Here is a 26864-nt window from a genome sequence, read left to right as displayed (position 1 = left end):
GACCGCCGCTAAGCGGGGAGGACTTTTCATGAGTCTGAGTCTCATCGGTGCCCTTGAGGCCTTGAAGAAGCAACCGTTGACTGCTGAAGAGGCGGCAATGGTGCAGGAGTTCCAGCGGCAATACGACCTGGATGACGATGATCCCCTCAATGTGGTGCTGGCCATGATGGCTCGGAGCCAGATGATCATCGAAACCGCCCCCGATCTTTTGCAGCAAAAGGTTGTTGAAACCATTGAGTTGCATCGGACCAATCTGCGAGAGCAGGCGGTGCTCTCGGCGAAGGAACTGATCACAGATTTGTCGGCGCTGTTGCTGAGCCAACAGAAGGGCGTCTCTGCCATCTGGCGTCAGCGACTGTCGTGGTACGCCAGCGGAGCAGCTTCCATGTTGCTCGTTATGGGAAGCGCGCTGGCGTTGGCTCGGTGGTGGCACTGAGCCTAGCAATACTTTCTGAATTCATCCCGAACCCGTTCGCTAGAGGGCTCTCATGTCAAATCAAAACCACCCCTGGATCCAGGACTTCGCCTCCTTTGAGGCGGTCCTCTGCTGTAACCATGAAATCGGTCAGTGGGAGCCGTCAGCGACATTGCGGGCCTACCAGACGTACGGATTCGATGACGCAAGCACACCGGGCAACGATCAAACCTTCCGGCACATCGACACGGGGGTACTCCTGCTGCACGATGGCGATGTCGTTGCCATTCAATTCGGCGATGGGAATCTGTCGGCTGCTCTGTCCGATCTCTTCCTAGTGCTCCACGGGTTGGGCTGGAATGAAGCCGAGGTATTCCACCCTGCGGAGACGTTGGGTGCGCTGCTCGAAGACATGGGCAAGGCAATTCCGGGCCATATGGAGTTCGACGTCAAGGCAGCAAAGGCTGTGGCAGATACCGGACGCGTTCCCGAGGAAACTGCCCTGATCGAGCGCGGCAAATCTCTTCTGCAGGGAGTTGCCGTTGGGCATCAGGAAGTGCAGGACTTCAATACCGTGGCGCTCGGAGTATTGGAGTCGATGGCAAGCGACCAAACATCCCATCCCGTGGTCGCAGCGGATACCAGTGCTCCCCAGCAATCGCAACTGTCGATGGAGGCCGAACCTATCTCGGCTCCGGTGCACCTCGATGACGCATTTGACTTCGACGTCGGTGACGCAATTCAGGGCCAATCACTGTCGGAGCCGGCTCATGCAATTCGGCCACACGGGCAGGTGTTCCTTGATGACGATGATTCGGGGCCCGTGGTTCCGGTCCTCGGCGCGTCAACGCTTCAATCGACGGCCGCCCACCCCTCGCAGAGCGGTGGCGAGGAGGAGGTCTATGCCAGCGCAGGCCTCGCCATCGACGCAACTGTCGACGCCACGGCGCAGCCGAATGCGCAACCCGTCGCGGTTGAAGAGCCAGGGCGGGTCGAGCTGCCAGCAGGTGAACCTACATCCCATCCAGTCCGGATCGCGCAGACCGAATCGGCGCCTGCGCCAGACGCGCGAATCGATACTCCGGTAGAACGCGTGCCGACGTTCGTGCCGCGCTCGGGCAAGAGTTCGGCGCCACTAAACCTCATTCGTGTCGGTAGATCCGCTCTTTGCTTCGACCTGCCCGAGGCACCGGTGTCGTTGGAAGAAGTCAGCCAGTGCGCTGGCCAACTCGACGCGACTGAAGTTGTGCATCTCTGGCCTGGGTTGATCCACCAGTCAGAGCGGTGGGATCTCGTCGGCGAAATCGACCTGAATGCCCCTTGGTTTGCGGAGGTCGTGGCAACCGAGTTGGCGCCGCAATGCGCCGTAGAGCGCGTCTGGTTTGCCAGTGCGCTGCTCCAACTGGCGCGGCGGCAGGGCCGTGCCCAACTTCGAGACATGCTTGTCGGATTGCTGCAGGCGGACGGTGCTGAGTCTTGTGGAGCGATCAGCCAAGCCGCGCCATTCAAGCCCGAGGCTCACGAGCGTTTCGTGAACCTGGTGCTAGATCGGTTCTCGGGGCTGCTGCTCTGCCAAGAAGGCGAATCATTCCTCGATGTTCGGTCGGCAGATGGCACGGCCGCCGAGTCGGAGATCGCAGTGCGCGCATTCAGTGTGCGGTCGATGGTCGAGGCGGTGGATCCGAAACTGTATGTCATCCATTTGGACGCTACAGATGGCCAATTCATAGCGATGATCGTGAGGCTGCTCAGGGGCGTGGCCGAGCGCTATTCGATTAGCACACGGGCCCGCACGCAGGCACAAGCGCTGCAGCGCGAGGTGGAGCGCCGTGAATCCACCGAGCGCGAGGCAGAGCGTCTCACTGCGGTCGAAATGGTCAAGTCAACCATGGTCGGTCTGATGGAGCAACTCAAGAAGGCAGGCATCCCGCTGCCGACCTAACGGCTCCATGGAAATCGATCTGCAGGGCGAACTAGATGCTTGCCTGGGAGCGGCCGAGAAGGTCTTGGATGGCCTGCCCGAGCCGCTTTCAAACGGAGTCAAGGTTGACCCTGCAGTCAGGGTGCGTCTTCAGTGGATCGAGCGCCAGCTTTTGAACATGACCGCCAAGCTCAAAGCGATGCAAGAGGACATGGAGGCGGGCTTGAATCTTAACGAGATGGGGTTCGCAGATCCGCAGGAGATGCTTGACCTGCTGAATGACATGAGTGCCCAGATCGCGCAGCTAAAGGCGATGTGTCTCGCGCTGGGAAGAAATCTCGGACGCGGCCTCTAATAGAGCCGAAAAAGCGCCATCCATCTCTACGGACAAGGCTCCCATCGGCGAGATACATGTCGTTAGGCCTAGGACGCCTGATCGTTGCCGCCACAGGCGGCATCCGTGAGTCGTCCAACTCAGCCACCAACCGGAGAACAAGAAAGATGAAGAAGGTTCTGATCGTTGCCGCAGCCGTTGCCATGGCATCCGCCGCACAGGCGCAGGTGGTCGTCAAGCCCACTTACGTCGAAGCGCCTGTGCAAGGCACTTCTTGCGAGCTGCCCTCGGGTCTAGTTCTGCCATTTCTGAACTATGACGCCAGCGGGCGCCAGATGCAGTGCATTGGAAACGCTATGGGAGAGAAGCCGACGTGGCGATACGTCGCTGAAAGCGATAGCGAGCGCATTGGCCGAAAGCTCGACCAACTGAACGCCACGAACGTGGCAATTCTGGTGAAGCTTTCCGAACTGATTGCCGTTCAACAGGCGAGCGCGCAAAAGTAATCAGATGCGGACGCGTGGTGCCTGGCGCACGATGCGATCCGCGCCGGCAGCCAGCATAAACGTCAAGGGTTCTAAGCAATGGACGCTGCATCTAGCAAGGAAGAGGTCGAGTCGCTCATCAAGCCCTCCCTACGCAAGTCAATTCTGACCACGCTTCTGCTTGTAGGCGGCTGCGTATTGGGGGGCACGGTGGGGTGCTTTGCTGGAATCGGCATTGCAACAGTCATCGATCAGGTTAAGGCGAAGCATCAGGCTGAGGAAATGGCGAAATCCGATGCCGGACTTTCTCTTCCTGTTTTGGGGCCGGCTCTCCCGGTGGCGGTGGAGCCGGTTCCTGCAGTGTTCAGTGCGACCTTCAGTACGAGAGAACCTCGGCAGTCGGTAACGCGCATTGCAGCCGCAATTCCTGCTAGCGGCGGCCGGTATGAAGTAGAGGTGAGAGTAACGCCTTCGGCTGGTGATCAATAGGAGGCACGGAAGAGCATGACTGACCTTGTGAGCCGAGCTGAGCTGCTGCGCAGCGCGATCTATTGCGGCGGTATCTATGCACTGTGGCGCGTGCTTCTGACCGTGCTGTTTCCGTTCTTCAGCGGGTCGCTATGGCAGAACGCCATCGGACCCTTCTTGGTACAACGCTGGCCTACGTTGGGCCAAAGTGAAGACCAGTTCCGTCCCTCCTACCTACCGACAGCACTTGGGCAGCCGTACGTGGCCTCCTTTGGCCTTTTCCCTCCACCACTGAATGACTTGACCCACGGCATTCGCGATGGCCTGCTGCTGGGTGTCTTCTACGCGCTGGTACCCGAGATCATCCAGCCAAGTTTCTTGACTTTGCTGCTGGCCTTCGTTGTTTGTAAAGGGCTATGGCGCGTAACCAGCGCCACGGGTGCGGGAGCTACTGACCGCGCAATCTGGGCCATTCGGGAAGCCCTGATGTACTTCGGGGCAATCGCCGCGCTTCAGGCTGCCGAGCTGCTCCGCTAGGCATCGGCAAAGTGGAAATGCCACTAGGCCACTGCACCAACCATCCACGTAGCCGGCGCGCGCTCGCGTAAAGCCTGCGCGACGGCTGTAACTTCAAAGGGAGAATTCGATGAGTCGCACAATGAAGTCAGACGCCCAGAATTCGCTGCTGCGTGCGCGGCGCGAGGCCGCTGAATCGATTACCTGGCCGGAGAGAACAGCGCTATTGCTGAATCCCGACCCGACGGTCCGCAGGCGCCTCAAGCGCTTCGCGTTCGTAGTTGGTGCCTTTGCCGTGCTCTGGCTTATGTCGATCAAGCCTCACGGCCCGCTGCAGGATTTGGCGGATGCTCTGCAGACGCGCGATCTGAGACCGGCCATGGAGCAGGCCATGCGGGGCGGTAGCCATACGGCCGCCACCTGGCTGGCCACGCACTATCCGAAGGAACACCCTGGACTACTGCAACAGCAGGCGGATGCCGGGAATCCGAAAGCCATGTTCCTGATCGGCGGATATCTGATGATGACCAAGGAGACGGATGGGCGCTACGTCTCGGTCGATCCAGCGATGACACCCGCGCAACGACACGCAAAGGGGCTGGAACTGGTACGCAAGGCGGCTGCAGCCGGCAGCGAGGATGCCCTGCTTTTTCTCATCAGGAACGGCGAAGGCCTTACGGAACGAACCTAGCTTCCAGGCGGGCTAAAGGCGACCTGGGCCGTGTGGCCGCGAAACGGTCACCGCTTACAGCGAAGAAGTGGTGCGCCTGAATCGAAGGCCTCCACGTACGTTAGGAACAGAAACGATGCAACTTCCGTTTGAACTTGATCCACAGATCATCCATCACATCATCTACAGCCAGGCTGGCTCGATTGGAAAGGCCATTATCGAGCTGTTGATGAACTCGGTTGACGCGGAGGCAAGGGCAGTACGCCTTTCAATGACGAAGGATGGATTCGAGTGCAGCGATGACGGAAAGGGATTCTCTAGCCGTGAGGATGTCATCCGATACTTTGGTCGCTTCGGAACGCCGCACGAGGAGGGCGACGCCACATACGGACGGTTCCGGCTCGGACGTGGCCAAATCATGGCGCACGCCTGCACTGTTTGGGAATCCAACGCCTGGAAGATGACAGTTGACACCCGGGCGATGGGCTACAGCTACGACCTGGATGGTGTGGACAAGGCTGTCCCCGGGTGCGCAATTTCCGGACGCTGGTACGAACCACTCAGCGACACCGAGTTGATGTCGGCGATTCAGGAGATCCGAGATCTTGTGCGCTACACGCCCATCAGCGTCGAGTTGAATGGGCGGATCATCACGCGCGACCCGCGCACCGAAAAGTGGGATGCCGAAGACGAATTTGCGTGGTATCGCGCGAAGGAAGATGGGGCCGTTTCCATCTACAACCAAGGCGTTCTGGTTCGGCACGACCCCGGACATGTGTGGGGTGCAGGCGGACTCATCGTCTCAAAGAAGGCGATTGCATTGAACGTCTCGCGTACCGAGATCCTGCGCAAAACGTGTCCCGTCTGGAAGGCGATTGCGAAACAGTTTTCGGCCCTGGCGGATGACATCCGATCTCGTCTCGGAGAGCACCGCAAGACGGAGGCCAGTCGCGAGAACTCGGCGAGGGCACTGCTTTCCGGTGACCCGAGAATCGTCAAGATCTATGAGAAGGACGAAGTCATCACCTTGCTTCCGGGCAAACAGCATGTCACGCTGCAAGCGTTCTTGAGGAAGTGCCAATATAGCCATAACAGGCGGCAGGGCAACAGGTTTGCCGTGGTTGAGGACGGGTTCGATGTCCCCAAGGGCGAGGCTATTGCGCGACAAGGGATAGCCGTGGTCGTCCACCCGGCAACGCTTGCGCGCTTCGGCTGCTACAACGCCCATGATCTCGTCGACTGCATCGACCGCATCCATACGAATCTTCGTGAGGATGTACAGAACAATGGCACCCGATTCTGGGGGCTTGAGTATTTGAAGGTGCCAGAGTTGGTAGCATTCTCGACGCTGCGCGATGCGTTCATTGAACGCACTTCGCTCGTGGCGGAACGCGATGCGCTCGACAGAGAGACACGGCGAGCCTGGACGGCGCTGCGCACGGTCCTTCACTATTACTCAGCGGTTTGCACAGGGGGGCAGCGATCCCGTCGGGGTCCCAATGTTTGGGGCGGAAAGTCGCTTCAAATTCTGTTAGGCCAATCGAATACGGCGGAGGCCTGGACTGACGGGGAGTCGTACATCGCCATCAACGATGATGTGGTCAAGCGCCTGAGGTCAAATCCTCTCAAGACAGCCGGCTACATTTTCAGTCTTGTCGAGCACGAGGTCGCGCACCAGGGCGACAGCCTCGACTGTGGACACGATGAAGCGTTCTATCAACGGTTTCACGACATCTCGATTCGACATGCCGAGGACCGCCAGTGGTACATGCATCTGTGGTTGATGCGGTACACAACGAGCATGGAAAGCGAAGGTAAGCGTGCTCGCGGCGAAGCATGGCGTGAACGGTATCTTGTGGATCGCGCCGGCAGCGGACGTGCGAAGAAGGGGTTACCGCCTGCGATTGATGGCGCGAGCGATCATCCGGTGGTCATGGAACCGGCCATCGCCGAAAGCATAGCGTTCATCGACTATCAGAATGCCCGCCTCGTCCAAGCCGGCGCTTGTCCTCCTCCGCCAAACTGGTCTGAGGTAATCGACCGAGCCCACACCGAGCAGCAACGTCTGGAGTCCGGACTGCGTGCGGATGCCGAGCGTCGGCGAGCTGAGGACGATGCTATCTCGGCAGCGATTGAGGCTAGTGAAGCGGAGGCTGCCCGAATCGTTGAAGAGGCCAAACAGCGCTTCGCCACGATACTCGAAATTGACCCGGACGCAATCAGCTTCGATGCGGCGGAATACATCCTCATGCATGGCGAGATAAGCGAAGCCGAACTGCGGGCGATGTGGGCCGACAAGCCGTGGGAGCAATGGCTTGACCCGACGGGCTGGGCGGATGGCGAGGATGATTGCGCCGAGATGGCTGAGTGCACCGCGCCCGCGGTTTCGCCTGAGCTTCAAGTCATGGTGCGGCCGGGTGAAACCGAATGGGTACTTGAGCGCAACGCTGCTGCTGCAGGATTCTATCGAGTGGAGGACTATTTGAAGTGGCGCGCGGAGGTTGATGCATGAAGACTCCGCGAGTCCGCTTACGTTGACGATAGGTAGAGCGATGCTCGGATTTGGATGAGGCTTGCCACACGGAATCGAATCAGCATAATTGGCATGCAGGCCGCGAACGATGGTCGCTCGCGGCTTTTTCTTTGGGCGGTTCACAGCGACAGCCAGGACGCGTCGCTTTGCGGAAGAGGGGACAAGTGGTAAATCAGATCGAGCGCTTCATGCGCATAGTTGGCCAACAGCTTTCCAAGGACCGAAAGCGCTATGAAGCACGGATCGAATCCGTGTTCGATCTTGTGCTGAACGTTCTCCCGGCAACAGCAGTAGATTCGGTATGGTTGGGGGATCTCAAGCAATCGGCGCTGCAAGGTAAGCTTGAGTGGAAACTGAAGCTCGGCTCCTATCTGCAGGGGATCGCTGGCAAATCGGAGCGCCAAGAAGCCGTTGCGTTGGTGCAGCATGCGGTGGACGAATGCCCGGAAAAAGGAGTTCCAGTTGCCCACATCGCCATGCCGATGCTTTGGGCGCTGATGATCTCGGTTGCCACCATGAGCAACGTAGTCTTGACGTGGGGCTCCTCACCATTCTGGATCTTGCTTCCTTTGGTAGTCGTGGTGGCAGGGGCGAAAGCGAGGAATCTGCCGTGGCTAGACAGAGCGATGTTCTTCCGACTTGGTCGATTGGAAAGGACTGTGTCGGTAGGCGTTTATGGGGCCTTTCTAGGTTTCTTCGCTGTGTACTTCATACCATGGACGACAAGCATGGTCGTGCCCGCGCTTTCGCAAGGCAGATTCCAGCAAGAGCGAATCCGTCTGTACGACGATCCACAAGGATTTGCGACGCTACGGGCCTTCGCGCGGGAGAACTACGGTGTTGAGGTGATTCTGGGTGACGTGCTGTCTGGCGGCTGGGCTGAGACCGAGTTGAGTGTTCCATCGGGCGGGTCCCCAGCATCGATGTCGCTGGCGTCTGGCTACTGTGAGATGAACATGAACCAGGCGCGCGTGCAGCGCGAGTTCGGACCCTCACAGAAGAGCGACTCCGCGCTTTGGACGCAAGGCGTGATGATGCATGAGTTTGGGCACTGTCTCGACACGCGGCGAGATCTGCCGGGATTCAACGGGCGCCCCCCTGCAACGTTCGCGCTCGCGCCTACCGAAGCGAATGGTGTCACTGACGCCCAGACGTACATCGCAGCGGGACGCAAGAGATCGACGATGCTGTGGCGTGAAGCGTTTTCGGATGTTTTTGCCGTAGGCTATTGGCGGCTATCGACATCGTCGGAACACGCTGCGAGACTGACCCAGATGTTGCGAGCGAAGCGCGCTGAGAATGCCGGCATGGACAAAGCTCATGCCACGATGTGTTGGATTGACCAGGCCGCTCAAGCCTCCCTTCCGGGGTCGTACAAGGATCTGGTGAGTTGGGCCGATCAGATAAGAAGCTCGAAAAGCTGTTCAACGCAAGCCGCGTGAATGTGGGGAAGTTGGGGCCGTATGAACTTTGGCGACCGTGGTGATTCGACCACGGTGCGCTTGCTGCGGGGATTGGCGGTGCTCCTTACGCTCCCCGCTAGGCCTGTTGAAGTTCGGTCGCTGGGTTGGCCAACGCGGCGCAGTCGGCATCGAGGCGATCCCAGACGTGACGCACCAGGCGCGGCCCGTCGAGGAGACCCTTCGCGATCTGGTCCAACGCAGCTTCAAGTTCCGCTGTGTAGCCGATGTGGGCAAAGCCGAAGCGCGGATAGAGGAAGTCGTAGCACTCTTCAGCCAATGGTGTCGCTTCGAGCCCGCGATTCTTGCCAACCTTGATTGACCCCTTGGTCTGTACCCCTTTGAGAATCGTAGCAAGGGTCGCGGGCCGGCCGATCCCGAGCTTTTCGAGCTTCGCCGTCAGGGTGTTGAGCGTATAGCGCGGCGGTGCCTTGGTTTGGTGACTGCGCACCTCGGCGCGCTCGACATTGACTGTAGCGCCTAGAGCGAGTTTGGGCAGACGCACTGCTTCAGGCTCCTTCTTTGCTTCCTCATCGTCCTGCAGGACTGGAGATTTCGCTGCAGGGCTTGCCAGCCATCCCGGCTCCAAGAGTATCCGTGCCGTAGCCGCGAAGCCGTGTACGTTCCTCGCGTCTGTGAGGACGACGCGTCTGATCGCGTATCGAGCCGGCGCCAATTGGCTGTAGAGCGCTCTCTCACGGATTAGCTTGTAGAGTGCGCGTTGTTCTTCGGTTGCGCCAGCTTCCTCGACGTCGATGTACGACGGTCGGATGCCTTCATGGCCTTCCTGAGCGTTCTTGTTTTTCACCTTCCATCGGTTGGGCGTCTCCGGCACGGACATCCCTTGCGAGCGCAATAGGGAGCGGATTTCTTCTGCGGCGACTGGATCAATGTTCGGACTGTCTGTTCGGTGGTAGGTGATGTGGCCGTGGCCAGAGCCGTCGCCTTCGAAGAGCTTTTGTGCGACTTGCATGGTCTTCTCAGCGTCCCAGTCAAAGATGCGGTTCGCGGCTTGCACCATGCTGAAGGTATAGAAGGGCGACGGAGGGAGGCGAAGCTCGAAGGAGTCTTCACAGGATTGAACGGCGAGGGCGCGTTGATTGCTTGCAGCCTTGGCCAGCTCGGCATCCAGGCAGCGCGGGGATGGGTCGTCAACGTCGTACTCGCTGTTGGGCTTCGGCCCATTCCTGGGAGCGCTAGGTGCTTGATACTGCCATTCAACTTGCCATCCGCCCAGATCGAGATGGACTGTGTAGTAGGTCTGCGCCTGGTGATTGCGGATCTTGCGCTCGCGTTCTACTACGAGCGCTTCGACGGCAGTTTGCACGCGGCCAGCCGCCACCTGCGTTTTCCGCGCCAAACTGGACACCCATTCCACGGCAAACTGGACACTGATTCCACGGCAATCTGGACGGCCATTCCAGCGCAAACTGGACACTGATTCCGCCTCAAACTGGACAGTTTGAGGCGGCCAAGAAGGGCGTAGCAACGCGGGATAACCGTGGCACTCTGGCAGATTTTTCCGGGGTGTCAGTTGGCCAACAAGAGGTTATCCATGCGTAAAATCCAAGAAGTATTGCGGCTGTATTTCGGCCACAGCCGATCGAAGCGAGAAATCGCTCGCATCATTGGCGTCTCGCCGACCACCGTGTCCGATTACTTGGCACGTGCCAAGTTGGCGGGCCTGAGTTATCCGCTGCCGTCGGAGTTGGACGAACCGTCCCTGGAACGGCTGCTGTTCCCGCCCAGCGAGCCGTCTTCGGTGCAGCGACCAGCGCCGGACTGGCTGCGCGTCCACAACGAACTGCGCGGCAAGGGCGTGACACTGGAATTGCTGTGGCAGGAGTACAAGGCCGGGCAGGAGGACGGCTTCCAGTACAGCGCCTTCTGCGACCACTACCGGCGCTGGCGCCAGCGGCTGTCGCTGTCGATGCGCCAGACCCACACGCCGGGAGAGAAGCTGTTCATCGACTACGCCGGCCAGACGGTGGCCGTGACGGACGGTGCTACTGGCGAGATCAAGCAGGCCCAGATCTTCGTTGCCGTTCTGGGCGCGTCGAACTACACCTACATCGAGGCGACCTGGTCCCAACAACTGCCCGACTGGATCGCCAGCCATGTGCGTGCCCTGAACTTCTTCGGCGGTTGCACCGAGTTGTGGGTGCCGGACAATCTGCGCAGCGGCGTGACCAAGGCGTCGCGCTACGAGCCGGACCTTAACCCGACCTATCAGGACCTTGCCAACCACTACGGCGTGGCTGTGCTGCCGGCCCGCGTACGCCGCCCCAAGGACAAATCGAAAGTGGAGAATGCGGTGTTGGTGATGTCGCGCTGGGTGCTGGCGCGCCTGCGCCATCAGCGCTTCTTCAGCCTTGGCGAACTGAACCGCGAGATGCGTGCCCTGCTGACCGCCCTGAACCAACGCCCGTTCAAGAAGCTGCCCGGCAGCCGCGCCAGCGCCTTCGCCGAAATGGATCAACCAGCCTTGCGCCCCTTGCCAGCACAGCCCTATGAGTACGCCGAGTGGAAGCTTGCCCGAGTCGGCGTTGACTACCACGTCGAGGTCGACGGTCACTACTACTCGGTTCCTTACCAACACGCACGCGAGCAGGTCGATGTGCGCGTCACCGGAGCGACGGTCGAGATCTTCCGACACGGCCAGCGGCTGGCCAGTCATGCCCACTGCGCCTTCAAGGGCCGGCACACGACGGTTGACATGCATATGCCGCGGACCCACCGCGAGGTCGCAGGCTGGAGCGCGGAGAAACTGACCAGCCGGGCTACTGCCATCGGCCCCCGCTGCACCACGCTGGTCGAACGCTTGTTGCACCAGCGGCGCCATCCGCAGCAGGCGTTCCGCAGTTGCCTGGGTGTGCTTCGGCTGGGACAGGAGTTCGGCAACGCGCGCCTCGAAGCGGCCTGCGCGCATGCACTCAAACTCAACGCCGTGAGTTGGAAGAGCCTGCAATCGATCCTCAAGAATAGCCTGGACTTGCAGACCCCGCCGGGCGCGCAACGCACGCTCGACCTGCCGGAGCACGAGAACCTGCGCGGCGCCCACTACTACCAATCGAACTCCATCCTGCACTGAAGCGCGAACGAAAGGAAAATGATGCTGCACCATCCCACCTACGACAAGCTGAACAAGCTGCGCCTGTTCGGCATGGCGCGCGCCTTGCACGATCAGGGCAGCCTGGACCTTGATCACCTCGGCTTCGAAGAGCGCCTCGGCCTGCTGGTTGACCGTGAGGCAACCGAGCGTGATGGGCGGCAGTTGGCTTTGCGCCTAGTGCGCGCCAAGCTCAAGCCGAATACGGTTGCCGAAGACACCGACTACCGCCACGCACGAGGACTGGACAAGCCATTGTTCCAGCGCCTGCTGGCCGGGCAGTGGCTGTCTGAGAAGCAGAACGTGCTGCTGACCGGCCCGACGGGCGTGGGCAAGACTTGGCTCGCTTGCGCGCTGGCCCACCAAGCGTGCCGTCAGGGCTACAGCGCCTACTACGTGCGCTTGCCGCGCCTGCTCGACGAACTGAGCATCGGCCGAGCCGACGGCCGTTACACCAAATTGCTCAAGCAGTTGGCCAGAATTGACGCCTTGGTGATCGACGACTGGGGTCTGGCTGTCCTCGACGATGTGCACCGCCGCGATCTACTGGAGGTGCTCGACGACCGCCACGGCGCCCGCTCGACCATCGTCACCAGCCAATTGCCGATCGATCACTGGCACGCCGCCATCGGCGATGCCACATTGGCCGACGCGATCCTCGACCGGCTCGTCCATAACGCGCATCAGCTCACGTTGAAAGGTGATTCCATGCGAAAAATGCGCGCCCGTTTGACAGCGCAGACTGACCAGGAGTAAAAACCGAACATCGACCCCGCGTCGCTGCGCCCGTAGTGTCCAGTTTGGCCTGGAACGCGTGTCCAGTTTGCGTTGGAACAGGTGCCCAGTTTGCGGCGGAGCGGGTGTCCAGGTTCGGCGGAATACGCACGCCACCCGCCTTTGGCTGATCTTGGCCCTTAGGACCGGCGAGGCCACATAGCCGATGATTCGGTCAATGAGGCGGCGCGCTTCGCGAGATGAGACGGCGTGCCAGTCGATGTGGTCGGCTCGCTGAAAGGCGTTCTCGATCTTCTCCCGCGTGATCGCATTGAATCGCATCCGCTTGGGGTTCTTGAGCTTCAAATGCTTCATCACGAAGGCTGCGATTGATTCACCCTCACGATCTTCGTCAGTGCCGAGGTAGACCTCAGTACCTGGGTTCTCACGAAGGTACTTGAGAAGCTTGGCGACCGCCCTTTTGCCATCGATGTGCCGGTTGGAATCTGAGGTGAGTTCGTACTCTCCCTGCATCAATTTGCGGTCGATGCCAATGCTGCCCACGGGAGGGTCGGCAGGCAAATCGCAGATGTGCCCGTACGTAGCCATGGCCTTGAACCGACCGGGGAACATCTCCTCAATCTTCTTGGTCTTGTTCGGTGATTCGACAATTAGCAAGGCGGGGCCGGTGTGGAGTGATGTCGACATGCGCGGATAAGCAAGGGAAATGCACTTTTGCAGCAAAAGTGCGGGTTGGTGCTGTTGTGCTAACTATTGTTGGCTGACCAGGTATCGAGTTAAACATATTATGCAGGACCCGGATGGGTGCCTGGCATGAAATCTCTAAAACTTAATACTGCCTTCGGCAAAGCTCTTCGGAAGTTGCGTCTGGAACGTGGCTGGACACAAGAATTTCTGAGCTTCGAGTGCAATCTCACTAGGAACTACATTTCGTTGCTAGAGAGGGGCGAGCGCTCACCAACGCTGAACACAATTGCGAGCCTGTCCAAAGCTTTGAGGGTTGGGGAGGAGGAGTTGATCAAGATGACACTCGAAGAACTCCGGAAGGCCTCGAAGAGCTAGCAGGGACCGACAAAGACCGGCGCCATCGCCATACTCCAACTGCACAGCAGAACTCCGACAACTGTCGGAAGACGACAATAGTCGGCAAAGATCAGAATTTCCGGTTGACAAAAGGCCGGAATCCTCTTGACGAGAAATCAGACCGCAGCGGCTTTCGGCGCGGTTCTCCGCGAGCTGCGCAAGCGGCAGTCGCTCTCCCAGGAAAAGCTCGCATTCGAATCGGGGCTTGATCGCACCTACATCTCCCTACTGGAGTTGGGGCAGCGCTCGCCATCGCTTGAGACCATGTTGGCCATCTCCCGCGCCTTGCAAATTCCCTTGGCGTACCTCTCTTCCCTAGTGGAGGCGAGGTTGGTAGAGAGCAACGATGACCGACGTAACGCTTCGTGAAGCCTTCGAGACATATCGCACTCGAATTTCCATCCTGAAGAAGGGCTACGCTCAGGAGAAATACCGGATCGAGCAAATCACCAGGTCGGTCCTAGGTGACAAGATTGTTCGGCTGATTACGAGTGTAGACATCGCCAGCTACCGAGACCAGCGGCTCACGGAGACCAACCCACGCACGAAGAAGCCTCTTTCGCCGGCAACTGTACGCCTAGAGCTGTCCCTACTGTCGAACCTCTTTGATATCGCACGCATTGAGTGGGGTTACTGCGACGGGAACCCGGTAAAGAATGTCCGCAAGCCCAAAACGCCTCCGGGCCGCGAGCGCCGGCTCCTGCCACGTGAGGAACGGCAGATTCTGCGGTATTGCCATAGCCATCAGAACCAGGAGTTGTACAGCATCGTGGTGCTGGCCCTGGAGACGGCCATGCGCCAGGGCGAGATCCTGAACTTGCGTTGGGAAAATATCAATCTCAAAGCTCGCGTCGCACACTTGCCTGACACAAAGAACGGAACGCGGCGCGATGTCCCACTCTCGCTCACTGCCCGCGATGCCTTGACTCGCTTGGGCGTTCAGCAGCGTGGAAAAGTGTTTTCGTATACGAGCAACGGCATCAAAAGTACATGGCGTTTCATGCTGATTCGTCTCGGGATCTCGGACCTGCATTTCCACGACTTGCGGCACGAAGCGGTGTCACGTTTGTTCGAGTTGGGGACACTCGATATGATGGAGATTGCTGCGATCAGCGGGCACAAGAGCCTGTCAATGCTGAAGCGCTATACGCATCTCAAGGCGGGAAAATTAGCGCGAAAGCTTGAAGGCCACAAACATAAGGGTCGCGCGGCCGTGATGAGTACGCTGATCCCGTACCCTGCAGAGATTGAGGAAGCCGGCACACATGTGAGAGTCCGCCTTCTCGATTTCGACGATCTGGCGGCGGCCAGCGACACCCGCGAGGCCGCGATCCGAGGCGCGCAAGACGCTCTCCTCAGGCGCATTCTGACCTCCATGCGTGAAGCAAAGCCGCTCCCCCCTCCCGACCAGTACCTCGAATCTGTGAAAGAGGAGCGGATCATCATGATCGATCCGCTCGCGGAAGCGTACGCTTAACACAATATTTTCGATGAAGTAGCAAGGGTCGCCCTCAGACTGTAGCGCATTGGTCGGCCATCGGCATTGGCCGCTCGCGCAAGGCACCGAACAGCCATCCAACCGCCTCTGGGCATAGCACCTTGTCAATCCGGTGTTTGGAAACGCGCGGTCAAAGCGCCCAACATGTACCGGTATGTCTTCACGACTTCCCAGTCGTGGACCGTACCGCAGGGCGTCACGAGCGCTCTAGTCACGATGGCGGGCGGCGGCGGCTCAGGCCTCGGTTGGCGCTTCGCCAGCCAATACATCACAGGTCACTCAGGCGGCTTCGTGTTTTCTGCCCCGGTAAATGTGGTAGCTGGTGAAACACTGTCGATCGTGGTTGGCAAGGGCGGATTGGGTGGGGGGCCAGTCGATAGCGGCGGCGGAATATATGTCCCTCCCGGTTGGGATGATGGTTACTCCGGTTATCCCGGTGGGGCAACCCAGCTCATATCGCCAAGTCAAGGCGTGTTGCTTGAGTGCGATGGCGGAAGCGGCGCCACTACCGGTATGGTCAACGCCTACAACACAGGCAACGTGCCGGTGCCAGGACCACAAGGTAGTGCTTGGGCATTTGGGAGTCCCTTCATCGGGAGTATTCCAGCGCGCCCGGCGTCTGGACCTTACACAATGGGTAGCGGGCCGGGTGCGTGTGGAACTGGCGGCTATGGCCTGGGAAACTCCGGAACATTCGGCTATGCAGCGGACCCCAATACACCCCTTGCGAGCGGCATTTTTCCGGGCGCGCTAACACCGTTCGGATACGGATCAGGTGGACAGGTCAATGTTTCTGGTTGCTATATCACTGCGAGCCAAACCGGCAAGTGTGTTTGGAACGGAGCTGGCCGCGATGGTGTTGTGATGATTGACGTCATGTATTGAAGTGCCCTCGGCCTTTACGCCGACTGCGATGCTTGACGTGGTTGCAGTCCTCCGCATAGCGGGATACGTGCAGGCCAGGTAGGTCCGAATAGCATCAATCGCTGTGCCTGTGAACGTCCGCAATTCGTCAGTCGATTTCTGGACACCGGAATTGACAAGGCCATATCAGTAGAGGACGTCGATCATCACGACGCCATCACGGCCATACGCATTACTGACGCAGACGCCGATCTGCGTCGTACTCACATAACAGCCTGTGACATTGATCCCGCCACCGGAGCCATACCCGAACGGCGTCAGTGCCCCTGGCGTGTTGCCGCTCGGGAGAGAAGTCGTTGCTCCCGCATAAAAGGACGCTCCGGTGTTGCCCAATCCATAGTTGGAAGTCCCGCAAGCACCCGGCCCATTTGCCCGCGTGTAAGGCCCGGACGCAACGCGATTAGGCGTGGGGATGGTGCCAATTCCGTATGCATATGCGCCGGTTTGCGGGCCAGGAATCCATACTGAGCCTGATAGGGAATCGACTACATAAGTTGTCGCTCCGCTCCCGCCGTCACACTCAAGCAAAACGCCCGCGCTTGGCGAAATCAGTTTGCTAGCGCCTCCGGGATACCCGCCAAGTCCATCATCACCGGCAGGCGGTGCCCAAACGGAATATTGGGGGTAGGCTGTCACAGGCACCCCCGTATTGACCGGCGAGAAGCCCATGCCACCCGCGCCTACAACGACACTCAGCGTTTCGCCCGCGACAAGATTGACAGGCGCCGAGAACACAAATCCACCGCTGTGCCCTGTCTGATATTGACTCCCAAATCGCCAGCCAAGGGCAGAACCGCCGCCGCCGGCCATCGTGACGAAGGCACTGGTGACGCCGGCCGGCACAGTCCACGACTGCGAGGTCGTGAAGACATACCGGTACATGTTGGGCGCTTTGACCGCGCGTTTCCAAACACCGGATTGACAAGAAAGTAGCAAGCCAGTGCTGTCTTTTCCGGTCAGCCCGGAAGATGAGCCCGGTGGACAAGCAGTATCTACCGTCGCAACGCCTTGAAACTGGATATATTCGCCTGCTGTAATGCGCCCAGCAGTTGTGACAGTGCCCGCATTGTTGAGGTTATTGCCCCCCATATCGAGGGCTGTTCCCATCCGATTCAGTTGTGGCTGACCCGGTACCGCATTCCGGTAGAGGTAGTTGCTGGTCAACTGCCCATTATTGAAGGCCAGAAGCGCGGCTAGATGCCCGCCAGAGATCGATCCGTAGTTGGCAGTAGACGCTATCCAGCCGCCGAAGGAGCCATAGGCCGTGCCCGCAGCATAGATGCCCGAGTCATTCTTCGGAATGAAACCACCTTGAGCGCCGACAAGGCCTGCGATCTTCGAGGCGATCTTGTCGCTCATGGCCGTTCCGCCATAGCTCATCACAACCGCCTGCAGGTTTCCAGCACTGGGCTGTAGAACCTGCGTTTGCCAGGTCTGACCGAAGGCGTTTGTCGCGCTAAACGACCCATCCAAAAGATTTACCGCCTGCAGCATCGGGACGGTAATGACGGCCGGCGTTGTGGCGGTCGCGATGCTCTGAATGTTCGTGTTGTACTGCTGAACGTAGGCAGAGCTGGCGTCGATCAGCTTCTTCTGTTGCTGAGCCGCCGTAGCGATTCGCGTGTTGTCGTTTGCGGTTTGCGTGTACCCAGACAGAGTAGGGATGAACGTCAAGCCAAGGATGACGGCAAAGAGGAGACCGAGGACTTCACTCATGGAATCTGTCCAATCCTAGTTACAGACCGATTTGAATAACTGAGACAACGCTACCGTTGGGGACAGTGGTTGCGAGAGGCTGGGCGATTGCGCCTGGTAGCACGCTGGTCCAGAAGGTACCCGAGGACAGACCGTAGGACGCGTCCCCCGAGGTCATCGAGACAATGGTGCCAATCGCGCCGGTCGGCAGCGAGGCGAAGGCTGTGATGGTTCGACCAGACGAGCCAAAAGCAGTGACGGCATTCCCCGCAATCGCAAGAAATGACGCGGTGAAGGGCGTGCCCTGAGCGGCAAGTTGCGCAGCCGAAACCGAGCCCGTGAATGACGGGTTGTTGTTCATGAACGCCGCCACGGCATTCGCATAGGCGATAAACATTTGGCCTGCTTGGCTCGCCTGCAGTTCTTGCGTTTGCGGGGTGGTGGTCGTGCTTTGGTACCGATAAACCGATACAAGGCCGGTTAGCAACGCGAATACCAAACTGGGCAAGATGAATCGCATGACGTGTCTCTCGTTATGGCAAATTGCGCATTGCTGCGCGGCGTTGTCGCTCCACCTCGCTGTTGAGCATGTGAAAGTTACCGTCGCGCACAATGGACTGGAGGCTCTCTTGCAACCCGTTATCCATCCACAGTGGTTCAAACGACAGGATGCGTGGCGGAGTGCCAGTACCCTTCGACTCCGGGAGCGTGAAGGGGAGCGCAGCCGGTGGCGGCGTTTTTCCCGGCTCAGCGATGTGCAGAGAGAGGTGAGCAGCAACCCGGAGGGCGTCGGCCAATGCAGCCGAAATCTTGTCGTTGTTCGCGAGCATGGCAAGGCGTGAGAGCCCGCTGACCAGATCCCCTGCGTGGAACGTCGTTACCACAAGGTGACCACTGATGCTGGCAGTGATGGCCTCACGCACTGCCTTGCTACCGCGCAGTTCGCCAATAAAGATGATGTTGGGGCTGGCCCTTAGCATGTCGCGGATTGCCGGACCGATGTCGTCGTCCGATGACACTTCAGTCTGATAGCACCATCCCTTTCCGTGTTGACCTTGCATAGGGATCTCGATGGGGTTCTCGACGGTCCAGCAGACACCTCCAAGCTGGCGCAGGCGCTCCAGGACGAGAGACGCGGCGGTGGTCGTCTTTCCGCTTCCGGTCTTCCCCATGAAGACCACGAGACCCTCTGTCAGCGTCGTGTCATAGAGCTTCTTGGCGAAGTGCGGCGGCACTCCAAGGGTCCTGAGATCACCAGGAGGCATCCGATAGCGACGGCAGACGAAGAGACTGTTGCCCGTCGCGATATCCATCTTGCCCACGCGCATTCGCGGGCCCCCTTTCGGGGGCCAATTCACGCGAAATGACGGGCCACGGCTCTGCGCCTGAACCGCGAGGAACTTGCGCAATGCCATGACTTCCTCTGCGCAGGCTTCAGGAACAGGCACGACGTTCAGAGAGTCGGGAGTCGGCTTAAACCAGCACTCCCGCGCATTCTCTGCCACGTACAGATCGGAGAATTCCAGATCTTGCAAGTTCATCGTTTAATGACTGAAGGTGAAAATCAGGGTGTTGGGCGACGCGTTGCAGGCGTTAACGGCCGCGCCTGCATCGATGGGCAAAGCCTGCGCCGCGCCATTGATCTTCAGACCGACAATGGACGGAGTGTTTGTCGCCATCTTGGAGCAGGCGTCACTCGGCACGCCGGCCTCGGTAACGTCGAAGCGAGTTGCATCGCCGGCATTGACGTTCACGGTGATTGCCCCAGACCACGGATTCACGAGAGCGCCGGCACTGACCATGCGAGTGGGAGCCAGGCCGCCGTTGATCGCGACTGTGTTGGTAATCGACGTGAAAGTAGATTGCGTGCTGTACAGGGCCTGAGCGTTGGTCTGAAGTTGGTTCAGGTCGTTGATCGCGTTACCGGTCTTTGACGAACCGAAGAAGGAATAAAGGACAAGAGCGACTGCTGCCACGCCGATCAGGGCAGCGAGGGTCTTGAACAGGGCGCCGAGAATTTCACTCATGATGTATTGCTCCTAGTTGAGGGTGGTTGTGGTTGGGTAAGGAAAAGAGGTCTACGCGGCAGGCACGTTGGCCAGTTGATCCGACATAGCATTGACAGCGAGCATGAGCAGCGCCATGAGTCCGTACATCACCATTTCGGCCCAAAAGCCAAACCGTGCGGCGCGAGCCCTCGTGCTCTCTTCGAGATCTTCAGCCCAGATGCTGGCGACTTTCGAAATCCGCTCGGGGAAGTCGGAGAATCCAGCCATCGAGTCGATGTCGTCGATGATGTCGGGATTTGGGAAACCAAAGGGCGGCATGCCACCGGTGCCCTCTGCCATCAGGGCTGCGGGAAGGCTGGAACCGTTGTCCATACGCCACCATAGCGCGTGAAGGCGCTCGTGCAGCCAGGGCGAGGCGTGCTCCAACTGGTTCTTCAGGATCGTCACGTCTGGCATCCCGGCACGCAACAGTGCAGTGAAGCCCATCAACCAGGCATAACCGTGAATGTCGCGATAGAAGTTGTATGGGAAGTACCGTTCGAAGGCGACTCGCCGGCGACCCTCCCAGCGAGGAAGCGAATAGGCGATCCAGCCGAGCAACACTTGCCCGATCACCGGAGGGATGATCGCAACCCAGCTATTGGCCAGTCGGCCGGTCACGAACATGCCGGCGACAAGACCTCTGGCGCGCTCTTCTGGAAGGGCGAACTGCAGATCGGGTATCACGAAGCGGCCGACCACCCATACGAAGGCGTAGATGGCGACGCTGTAGATTAGCGGCCGAGTCATAGAAGACTTGACCGTCTTCATTACATTCGCAATCCGGCGCTTGGATTCCACTAGCAAATCGAGCGATTTGGCCAGACTCCCAGACAGCTCGCCGCTACTGATGATGCTAACCTCGTCGGCCGGAATCCAGTTCGAGAGCGCCTTCGCAAGGGTGGAGCCATCCCGCATGCGGCGGGATATATCACCGACGATCTTGTCAGCGGTGACTTGTTTGCGGCGCTGCAGCCTACGACGGTAGTTGTCAAGGGCAGTTTCAACGGGAACGGTGTTACCAACCTGCGCGGACAAATGGCGATACAGACCTTGGCGAACCGACCAACCGAACATGAGTTCGTCACCGAAATGCGAAACCTTGGCCCAGAAGCTGCGAGGTTTCTTCAGGCGAACCCGCTTAGCCGCCTTCATTTGCTTCGTTGTGGACATGCCGAGTGAGGCCTTATTGAGCGACATTCAATCCTCCTGCGTGGCTCGTGGGCTTCGCTTCGATAAGATCCACTTCCAGTTCGACCGAACGCGGATCGACGGCACCCGACAAGGCATAGTGGATCGCAGCTTCAAGCATGGACGGGTCGGCGTCAGGGCGAGCACGGTAGTTGTCACGAGCGACCTCGCTACCGCGCTCGACAAAATCCTTCATCACTTTGCCGTCCATCACGACGACTTCGGCGACTGCAAAGCGGGTCGTAGTGCCGTCATGGTTGCAATGCTGGCAGCCTGGTCCCTTGACGCGCACGAGCTTCAGTTCGCCCCATGTTTCCAGGGCTTTTAGGAGGCGGTCGGATAGTACATTCGGAGCCTTGTGCAGCGGAGTGCTGCAGCGTCGGCAGAGTTGGGGCAACAGACGCTGGGCAATCACGCCGCGAACGATCTTGTGGTCGCAGAAAACCTTTCGGGCGAGGCGAGTGCTGTCCATGATCTCCAGGCGCTCAACGAACAGGAAGGGGTCCGTTACGTGCACGGTGGTGAGGACCTGGTGGCCAGTTACAGCGGCCTCGATTGCCGAGACGGCGACGTCCGGCCCACGCAGTTCGCCGAGCAGAACAATTTTCGGCGCCATACGCAATGCGACGCGAACGCGGTCGCTGTACTGCTCACCGGTCTCGGTGTCATTCTTTGCGTTAGTCACGGCCATCTGAACGCCCCACGGCATCGGATATTCGACCGGATCTTCGATTGTCACCAGGCGGTTCTGGGGCTTTTGGCGTGCTTGCTCTTGCAGCACCTCGAACAGGCTGGTTGTTTTGCCGGAGCCTGTCGGGCCGGTAAAGATGACGATGCCGCTGGGAGCATCCATCAGAAGTTTCAGCTTCTCGATGCTACTGCGGGTGTAGCCCATCGCGCCGAGTCGCAGTGAGCCCTCAGGCTTGCGGGGGAGTTCCAAGCCCTTGAGCTGAATGTGTTCGGTGTGAGCAGTCGAGTACTGCAGGCGCAGCGTCATGAATGCGCCGCCTTGTGCCTGCGGGTAGCAGGGTCCGCGAACAATACGCACCGAAGTAAGCCCCGTTTCTGGCGGAAGCGCCTCGCCGGGAATCTGCGCGTTCTGGAATTCGAGGACGTTGTAGCTGGCGTCGCGTACCTGAGCCACGCCCTGGTAGATTGCTCGAACGAGCGCCTCTCCTTCTTGCTGAGTTTTCTGCGCGAGTACGCGTAGGCCACCCTTTACGGCGACCTGGATCTCGGTATGCGATCCGCGCATCATGAAGTGGATGTCGGACGCACGATAGCGAGCTGCGGTCTTGAGCAGCTCGATCGCTTCCGCCCGCACCTTCATGTCTGCATCCGTCTCTTCGACCTGGCGAAGACCCGTGTTGCGAAGACGAGCAATCTCGTCCAACTCGACAGGCTTCACAGTGAAGGCGATGCCACGAGAGCGATTGCGGTCTACCCAGGTGAGGAGGAATGGGTCGCCAGCGGAACCGCGATCAACGTAGACGATGCGCTTGAGGCTATCGAGGGCTACTTTGTCGACAAAGCTCTCGGGCAACGGAAGCGGATTGGAATCGTCGGTGATGTTATCGTCCATAGAGCGCTCCGATAAGCTCCCAGCCAGTTGCGGTCATGTTGATAGCGGTCAGGCGCAGACCGGGGATGTCGGGGAGATCAAGGTCAAAAATGGAGATGCTGATCTTGATGTTCACGCTCATCTCGGGCGACGCTGGTAGGGCGGGGGCGGGATCCGCGCCGGGTAAGGCTGCGGAAGCCTTGTCGCTAGCGGGCACTGTGAGTGTGAGTGTGAGCGTATAGCCTGCTGCCTGCGCCCAAGCACGCAGTCGATCTGCGGCGTCGCCAAGCGCAATCCGATCGTCCTTGGACTGCCGATTTAACCCTAGCGAGATCCTCTGAGTCGTCTTCTCGCCGTTATCGGACAGTTCGCCCTCCGGTCGGAATTCGACCGTGGCCCCCTCCTTGCGCGCCCATACGACGGTTGCTTGGTCCACCGTGCAGCTCACGCTATCGATCAGCCACCCATACTGGGAGATTGGCAGGGTCACAGCATCGCCGCAGGCGCGCAGGACGGCTGCCGGAAGCGGCATGGTGATGGCCGGTGACGGTGCGACGGGCTTTTCATTGGCCTTGGCCTGGGCCATTTGCTCGCGCATGCGGGCCATGGCCGCGCGCTGCTTAGCGGCGGCTTCTTGCTCGTGCTGGTAATACATCCACCAACCGCCTGCAGCAACGGCTGCCAATCCAATGGTTGCGCCAGCCAGAATCTTCGGGAGGTGCCAGTTGCCGTCAATGGACTTGATGCGCGTAGGGCCCTCTTCAACATCCTTGATAAGCGATTCAAGGAGTTCGAGATCACCTTCGACATAGTTCCAATCGGTGAAACCGGAGTGGCGCTCGCGTGCGGCGTATGTCTCCGCCTCGCCGCCCAGTACGTCGCCATCAGGAAGGATCGCGTGGCCATCGCGTACCGCGACGTACCACCATAGGCCTTCTTCAATCTTGAAAATGCCCAGCCACGGTTGCTTGCGCGAATCCGCAAGCATGGCGGCAAGGCTGTAGAGTTTCGAAACCTTTTCGCCCTCGATGGCGCTGCAAAAGCCACCCTGGATGCAGTCATCGCCAATGCGCACTGCTGCCCACGTGGAATTCAAGCGCTGAGCGTCCTGACGAAGCTCTGCCTTGTTAGGCTTGTCTTCATACGAAGCCCAAGTCATTCCGGCAACCCAGCGACGCTTGCCAATTTGAATAATGCCGGCCATGTTTAGCGCATCCCGGCGAAAGACGTCTTGGGCGCAAAATCGAGATGGCGCGGGCCGGTCTTTGTCATGACGAGCACATCGTCGCGAGCGATCGACATCACTTTGCCAAGACCGGGAATGCTGAGGCCTGTGCGGGCTTTGAAGGTGGTGCCATTGGCGATGGTGACAAGAGCCATCAGGTCGTCATCCAGGCCGTCAACGGAAAGGACTTGGTATGGCGCCACGGTGGGGACTGAAGAGCCGTTTTGGCCAGCGCCCGTACCTTGGTTCCCTAGCTTGGCTTTCATTTCTGCGCTCTTCACCATTTCTGCAAGCAGCGCATTCTGCGTGCGCCACTGATCGAGTTCGCGGAAAGTCTCGCGGTTAGCGTTGGTGAAGACAGGGCGCTCATGGGCGGCCGAATTGCTAGAGGGCGATGTCGGAGCTGGCGCGGGCGATGGTGTCATCGATGCGACAGCCGCAGCAGTTGGCGCCTGGGTAACGGCGGGTGCGGGCACCGGCACGGGCGCAGGCGCAGGCGCGGGTGCAGGTGCAGGTGCAGGTGCGGGCTTGGCAACGGGGGCGCTCGCGGGTGAAGTCGCAGATGTCACGCTGGCCTTCGCCGCGCGTGAGACGTCCTTGGGCAGCGGGCCGAGAGGGTCCGCCAACAGGTCGGCGTGGGCGTTGAGAGCGCAAGAGAGGCTCACGATGGCCAAGGCGACACGCAGAGTAGATTTCGTGTTCATCAGAGAACCTTCGCGGTGATGACGACGGCGGTGATTTGCTTGCTGGTGGTGTTACCAACGCCGCCGCCAAGGAAGTAGTTATTGGGGGTGCCGACGCCGCTGCTGTTGGACTTGCCCTTGTTTTGCTGAATGCCGGTGAGCAGCAGTGACTGGCCGGGTGTCAGCATCGTGCTTTGTTGGAAAGTGTTCTTGCTGTAGTTCGGGGTCTGGATGAACGACGTGTCAGTGCCGGCCTTTCCGAAGCCCTTGTCGTTGCTGTTGGTCATGTCCATCGCCAAGAAAATCTTTCCATTGAGGATCTTGGGAATGAACGTTGCGGTTAGGCCCGTGGTCAACGAACCGGGCGTCAGACTCGGAGGAAGGGGCGTTGCGCCGACAGCAACCGACGCGGACGGCGTTTGAGACTGCAGATAGCCTGCGACATCGGCCAACTGCATGAGGCCAGGGCTTCCGTTGAGGATCGTAATGTCTTGGTGGAAGACCTGAGCAACGTGGCCGAGAGTGGACAGGGCGTTGTACGCGACATCGGAGCCACTGAACTGGGCCAGGCCACCCGTGGCCGTACTGAGAATGCTGGTAGTGAGGGAAAGCGGGTTCGTGCCCGAGACAATTGCCGGGGCCTGCGGCCCGCTCAGGGTGGCGCCGAACTTACCTGATACGGATTTGAAGATGACGTTGGGATTCCAGTTGTAGTTGTCCTCGGCATTCACGTCCACCGTATAGATGTCCATCGTGACGCTGACTTGCTGGCTCTGGTTCTCGATCAGACTCTTCGCCCAATCTTCGACATAGCGAACTTGGGTCGGCGTACCGGTAACAGTGACGCTGCCGGCCGAGGGGTTGGTAGCAGTCTTAGCGCCTGCCGCGACAGTCTGGGCGGTTTCCTTGATATCGCGCCATACGTCTACGTCGAACTCGGTTTTTGCGTTTGAGCCGCCCGACGATGAGCTGGACGTGCTGCCGTTGGGCGAGCCATTGCTCGACGTGCTGGCGCTGCCACCGCTGGCACCGATTGAGTTCTCGGAGATCTGGCCCGACCCATTGGACTTGTTTGCGAGGGCGGGGAAATAGAAGGTCTTGGTTTCGGTCCTGTAGAAGAGAATCCCGCGCCCTTCAACGACCTTCCACCAAACGCCAGCTTTGCTCGCGACGATGTCGAGTAGACCACTTACCGGGCCGGCATAGTCAACCGAGAAATATTGCTGGGCCCCCATTCCTATTCCCATGCCTGGGAGGGCTGCGGCACCGAGAGAGGGGGAGGCGATTGCCGCAGCTCCAGGGGAGCCATTGATGCTAATAGCGGATGTGCCAGTAAGCGCGGGCACGGTAGGAGACGTCGCAACTCCGGGCAGTACGCCCCCTGCAGACGTTCCGGCCACAGACCATACCTCGGACGTGTCGATGCTGACACCGAGCTTCTGTGTGATGTAGGCCGCGACGTCGGTCAGGGTGACAGGCCGGGGCGGGCTGTAGGTGATCTTCCGTGAAAGAAAGGCCGGAGGAGGGGCAACGACTGGGACAGTATCGCCAAGCAGCCACGCACCACGCATGCGGGTAACAACGGGGATGGGCTGGGCCTGTTTCTCGCTTGCTTCAGCGTACTTGTTGGAGGCCTGCGTCTTCAAGGCGAGAACGTCCTCTTTGAGGGTGCTGCAACCTGAGAGGGCGGCTGCGCCCAGCAGGGCGCTAATCGTGACGGCGAGGTGCGTGCGCGATACGGTGGCACGTGCCGACGCTTGAGTCTTGGAGTTCGTCATGACGGTGAGTGTCCTTACTGTTGGGCGGCGCCCGGGCCAAAGACCACGACCACTTTGTTGTCCTCCCAAATGCGAGCACGGATGAGCGCGCCGTTCCCGGCGAGCGTCTCGATAACGCTTTGCGCGGCGTCTGCGAAGCTGCCGGTAAAGGAGGCCGCGTTTGGGACGACGATATCCTTGGGAAGATTCCAACTGACCTTCCAGCCCGCTTTATCTGCCCAAGCGTTGAGGTTCTGGCCGACGGTGTCGCCGGCAATGAGCGTCCAGACCTGCTGGATGGGTAAGGGCGCCGCGTTGGGGTTCGCTGTCGCTGCGATGGGAACGGCAAGCGCGAGATTGCTGGTAGTGGACGCTGGTTGGGGCGCGGCAATCGGAACGGCGAGGGCGAGCGTGTTAGTCGGTGCGGCTTGAGAAGCGGCAACTGGAAGCGGCCGGATGGCGAGGTCTTCTGCCTGTGATGCGGTGGCGTGCCCAAGCGAGCCGGCAGCGGCCAAGAGAATGCCTACGGATTTGTTGACTTGCATGGGCAGTC

At 59.5% G+C, this 26864-nt stretch carries 25 protein-coding genes and 1 pseudogene; 14 read left to right on the top strand and 12 right to left on the bottom strand.

Annotation, left to right across the window (positions count from 1 at the left end):
* Positions 1-28 precede the first annotated feature (28 nt).
* From WD006_RS26705 to WD006_RS26665, 9 genes are all read left to right on the top strand, one after another.
* Positions 29-436, top strand: coding sequence for a hypothetical protein (locus WD006_RS26705; RefSeq protein ID WP_024569610.1), 408 nt, complete (start codon positions 29-31; stop codon positions 434-436).
* 52 nt (positions 437-488) lie between these two features.
* The gene (locus tag WD006_RS26700; RefSeq protein WP_060784990.1) at positions 489-2357 is read left to right on the top strand and encodes a hypothetical protein; all 1869 of its coding nucleotides are present in this window, start codon (positions 489-491) and stop codon (positions 2355-2357) included.
* Positions 2358-2364: 7 nt separating this feature from the next.
* Positions 2365-2691, top strand: coding sequence for a hypothetical protein (locus WD006_RS26695; protein WP_024569608.1), 327 nt, complete (start codon positions 2365-2367; stop codon positions 2689-2691).
* 146 nt (positions 2692-2837) lie between these two features.
* Entirely contained in the window at positions 2838-3176 is a 339-nt protein-coding gene (locus WD006_RS26690; RefSeq protein WP_024569607.1) for a hypothetical protein, read from the top strand.
* A gap of 78 nt (positions 3177-3254) precedes the next feature.
* Positions 3255-3644, top strand: a complete 390-nt coding sequence (locus tag WD006_RS26685) for a hypothetical protein (RefSeq protein WP_152536335.1) — start codon at positions 3255-3257, stop codon at positions 3642-3644.
* Between the two features lie 15 nt (positions 3645-3659).
* Complete coding sequence (locus tag WD006_RS26680; protein ID WP_024569606.1) at positions 3660-4160, top strand: hypothetical protein; 501 nt, start codon at positions 3660-3662, stop codon at positions 4158-4160.
* Positions 4161-4269: 109 nt separating this feature from the next.
* Positions 4270-4830, top strand: a complete 561-nt coding sequence (locus WD006_RS26675; protein ID WP_235185379.1) for a hypothetical protein — start codon at positions 4270-4272, stop codon at positions 4828-4830.
* Positions 4831-4945: 115 nt separating this feature from the next.
* Positions 4946-7321, top strand: coding sequence for an ATP-binding protein (locus tag WD006_RS26670; RefSeq protein WP_024569604.1), 2376 nt, complete (start codon positions 4946-4948; stop codon positions 7319-7321).
* A gap of 185 nt (positions 7322-7506) precedes the next feature.
* Positions 7507-8784, top strand: a complete 1278-nt coding sequence (locus tag WD006_RS26665; protein WP_051385291.1) for a hypothetical protein — start codon at positions 7507-7509, stop codon at positions 8782-8784.
* Positions 8785-8881: 97 nt separating this feature from the next.
* Here the strand turns inward: WD006_RS26665 and WD006_RS26660 are convergent, their stop codons facing one another.
* Positions 8882-10180: a type IA DNA topoisomerase gene (locus WD006_RS26660; protein ID WP_160171252.1), complete on the bottom strand. Its 1299-nt coding sequence runs from the start codon at positions 10178-10180 to the stop codon at positions 8882-8884.
* Between the two features lie 177 nt (positions 10181-10357).
* Here WD006_RS26660 and istA point away from each other — a divergent pair, with 177 nt between their 5' ends.
* Together istA and istB are read left to right on the top strand one after the other, a co-directional pair.
* On the top strand, positions 10358-11893 hold the full coding sequence (istA, locus tag WD006_RS26655) for an IS21 family transposase (protein ID WP_017515457.1): 1536 nt from the start codon (positions 10358-10360) through the stop codon (positions 11891-11893).
* 21 nt (positions 11894-11914) lie between these two features.
* Entirely contained in the window at positions 11915-12667 is a 753-nt protein-coding gene (gene istB, locus WD006_RS26650; RefSeq protein ID WP_017515458.1) for an IS21-like element helper ATPase IstB, read from the top strand.
* A gap of 294 nt (positions 12668-12961) precedes the next feature.
* Here istB and WD006_RS26645 read toward each other — a convergent pair.
* Positions 12962-13333 (bottom strand): annotated as a pseudogene (locus tag WD006_RS26645) (toprim domain-containing protein); the annotation flags it as partial.
* A 126-nt stretch (positions 13334-13459) separates the two neighbouring features.
* Between WD006_RS26645 and WD006_RS26640 the strand changes: the two are divergent.
* From WD006_RS26640 to WD006_RS26630, 3 genes are all read left to right on the top strand, one after another.
* Positions 13460-13708, top strand: coding sequence for a helix-turn-helix domain-containing protein (locus WD006_RS26640; protein ID WP_024569893.1), 249 nt, complete (start codon positions 13460-13462; stop codon positions 13706-13708).
* 126 nt (positions 13709-13834) lie between these two features.
* On the top strand, positions 13835-14098 hold the full coding sequence (locus WD006_RS26635; protein ID WP_024569892.1) for a helix-turn-helix domain-containing protein: 264 nt from the start codon (positions 13835-13837) through the stop codon (positions 14096-14098).
* Entirely contained in the window at positions 14076-15206 is a 1131-nt protein-coding gene (locus tag WD006_RS26630; protein ID WP_024569891.1) for a tyrosine-type recombinase/integrase, read from the top strand. The genes WD006_RS26635 and WD006_RS26630 overlap by 23 nt, the downstream gene beginning before the upstream one ends.
* 1071 nt (positions 15207-16277) lie before the next feature.
* Here WD006_RS26630 and pilV read toward each other — a convergent pair.
* The 10 genes from pilV to WD006_RS26580 are packed head-to-tail and all read right to left on the bottom strand — an operon-like array spanning position 16278 to position 26856.
* Entirely contained in the window at positions 16278-17867 is a 1590-nt protein-coding gene (gene pilV / locus WD006_RS26625; RefSeq protein ID WP_060784991.1) for a shufflon system plasmid conjugative transfer pilus tip adhesin PilV, read from the bottom strand.
* A gap of 19 nt (positions 17868-17886) precedes the next feature.
* Positions 17887-18366, bottom strand: coding sequence for a type IV pilus biogenesis protein PilM (locus WD006_RS26620; RefSeq protein ID WP_024569678.1), 480 nt, complete (start codon positions 18364-18366; stop codon positions 17887-17889).
* Positions 18367-18379: 13 nt separating this feature from the next.
* A complete protein-coding gene (locus tag WD006_RS26615) occupies positions 18380-19387 on the bottom strand; it encodes an ATPase, T2SS/T4P/T4SS family (RefSeq protein WP_024569679.1) in 1008 nt (335 codons plus the stop codon).
* A gap of 3 nt (positions 19388-19390) precedes the next feature.
* Complete coding sequence (locus WD006_RS26610; RefSeq protein WP_024569680.1) at positions 19391-19873, bottom strand: type 4 pilus major pilin; 483 nt, start codon at positions 19871-19873, stop codon at positions 19391-19393.
* A gap of 51 nt (positions 19874-19924) precedes the next feature.
* Positions 19925-21094 carry a type II secretion system F family protein gene (locus tag WD006_RS26605; RefSeq protein ID WP_024569681.1) on the bottom strand — a complete coding sequence of 390 codons (1170 nt, stop codon included), beginning with the start codon at positions 21092-21094 and terminating at the stop codon, positions 19925-19927.
* A complete protein-coding gene (locus tag WD006_RS26600; protein WP_024569682.1) occupies positions 21081-22667 on the bottom strand; it encodes an ATPase, T2SS/T4P/T4SS family in 1587 nt (528 codons plus the stop codon). Before WD006_RS26600 ends, WD006_RS26605 begins: the two co-directional genes overlap by 14 nt.
* A complete protein-coding gene (pilO2, locus tag WD006_RS26595) occupies positions 22657-23850 on the bottom strand; it encodes a type 4b pilus protein PilO2 (protein WP_024569683.1) in 1194 nt (397 codons plus the stop codon). The genes WD006_RS26600 and pilO2 overlap by 11 nt, the downstream gene beginning before the upstream one ends.
* 2 nt (positions 23851-23852) lie before the next feature.
* A complete protein-coding gene (locus WD006_RS26590; protein ID WP_155714391.1) occupies positions 23853-24575 on the bottom strand; it encodes a hypothetical protein in 723 nt (240 codons plus the stop codon).
* The gene (locus WD006_RS26585) at positions 24575-26332 is read right to left on the bottom strand and encodes a secretin N-terminal domain-containing protein (RefSeq protein ID WP_152536344.1); all 1758 of its coding nucleotides are present in this window, start codon (positions 26330-26332) and stop codon (positions 24575-24577) included. The genes WD006_RS26590 and WD006_RS26585 overlap by 1 nt, the downstream gene beginning before the upstream one ends.
* Before the next feature lie 14 nt (positions 26333-26346).
* Positions 26347-26856, bottom strand: a complete 510-nt coding sequence (locus WD006_RS26580; protein ID WP_024569686.1) for a toxin co-regulated pilus biosynthesis Q family protein — start codon at positions 26854-26856, stop codon at positions 26347-26349.
* Positions 26857-26864: the final 8 nt, after the last annotated feature.

The sequence above is a fragment of the Cupriavidus sp. Met-2 genome, assembly GCF_049843575.1.
Taxonomy (GTDB): Bacteria; Pseudomonadota; Gammaproteobacteria; order Burkholderiales; family Burkholderiaceae; genus Cupriavidus; species Cupriavidus metallidurans.
The sequence above is the reverse complement of the archived record's forward strand: the minus strand, read 5'-3'. Positions and strand labels throughout refer to the sequence as shown.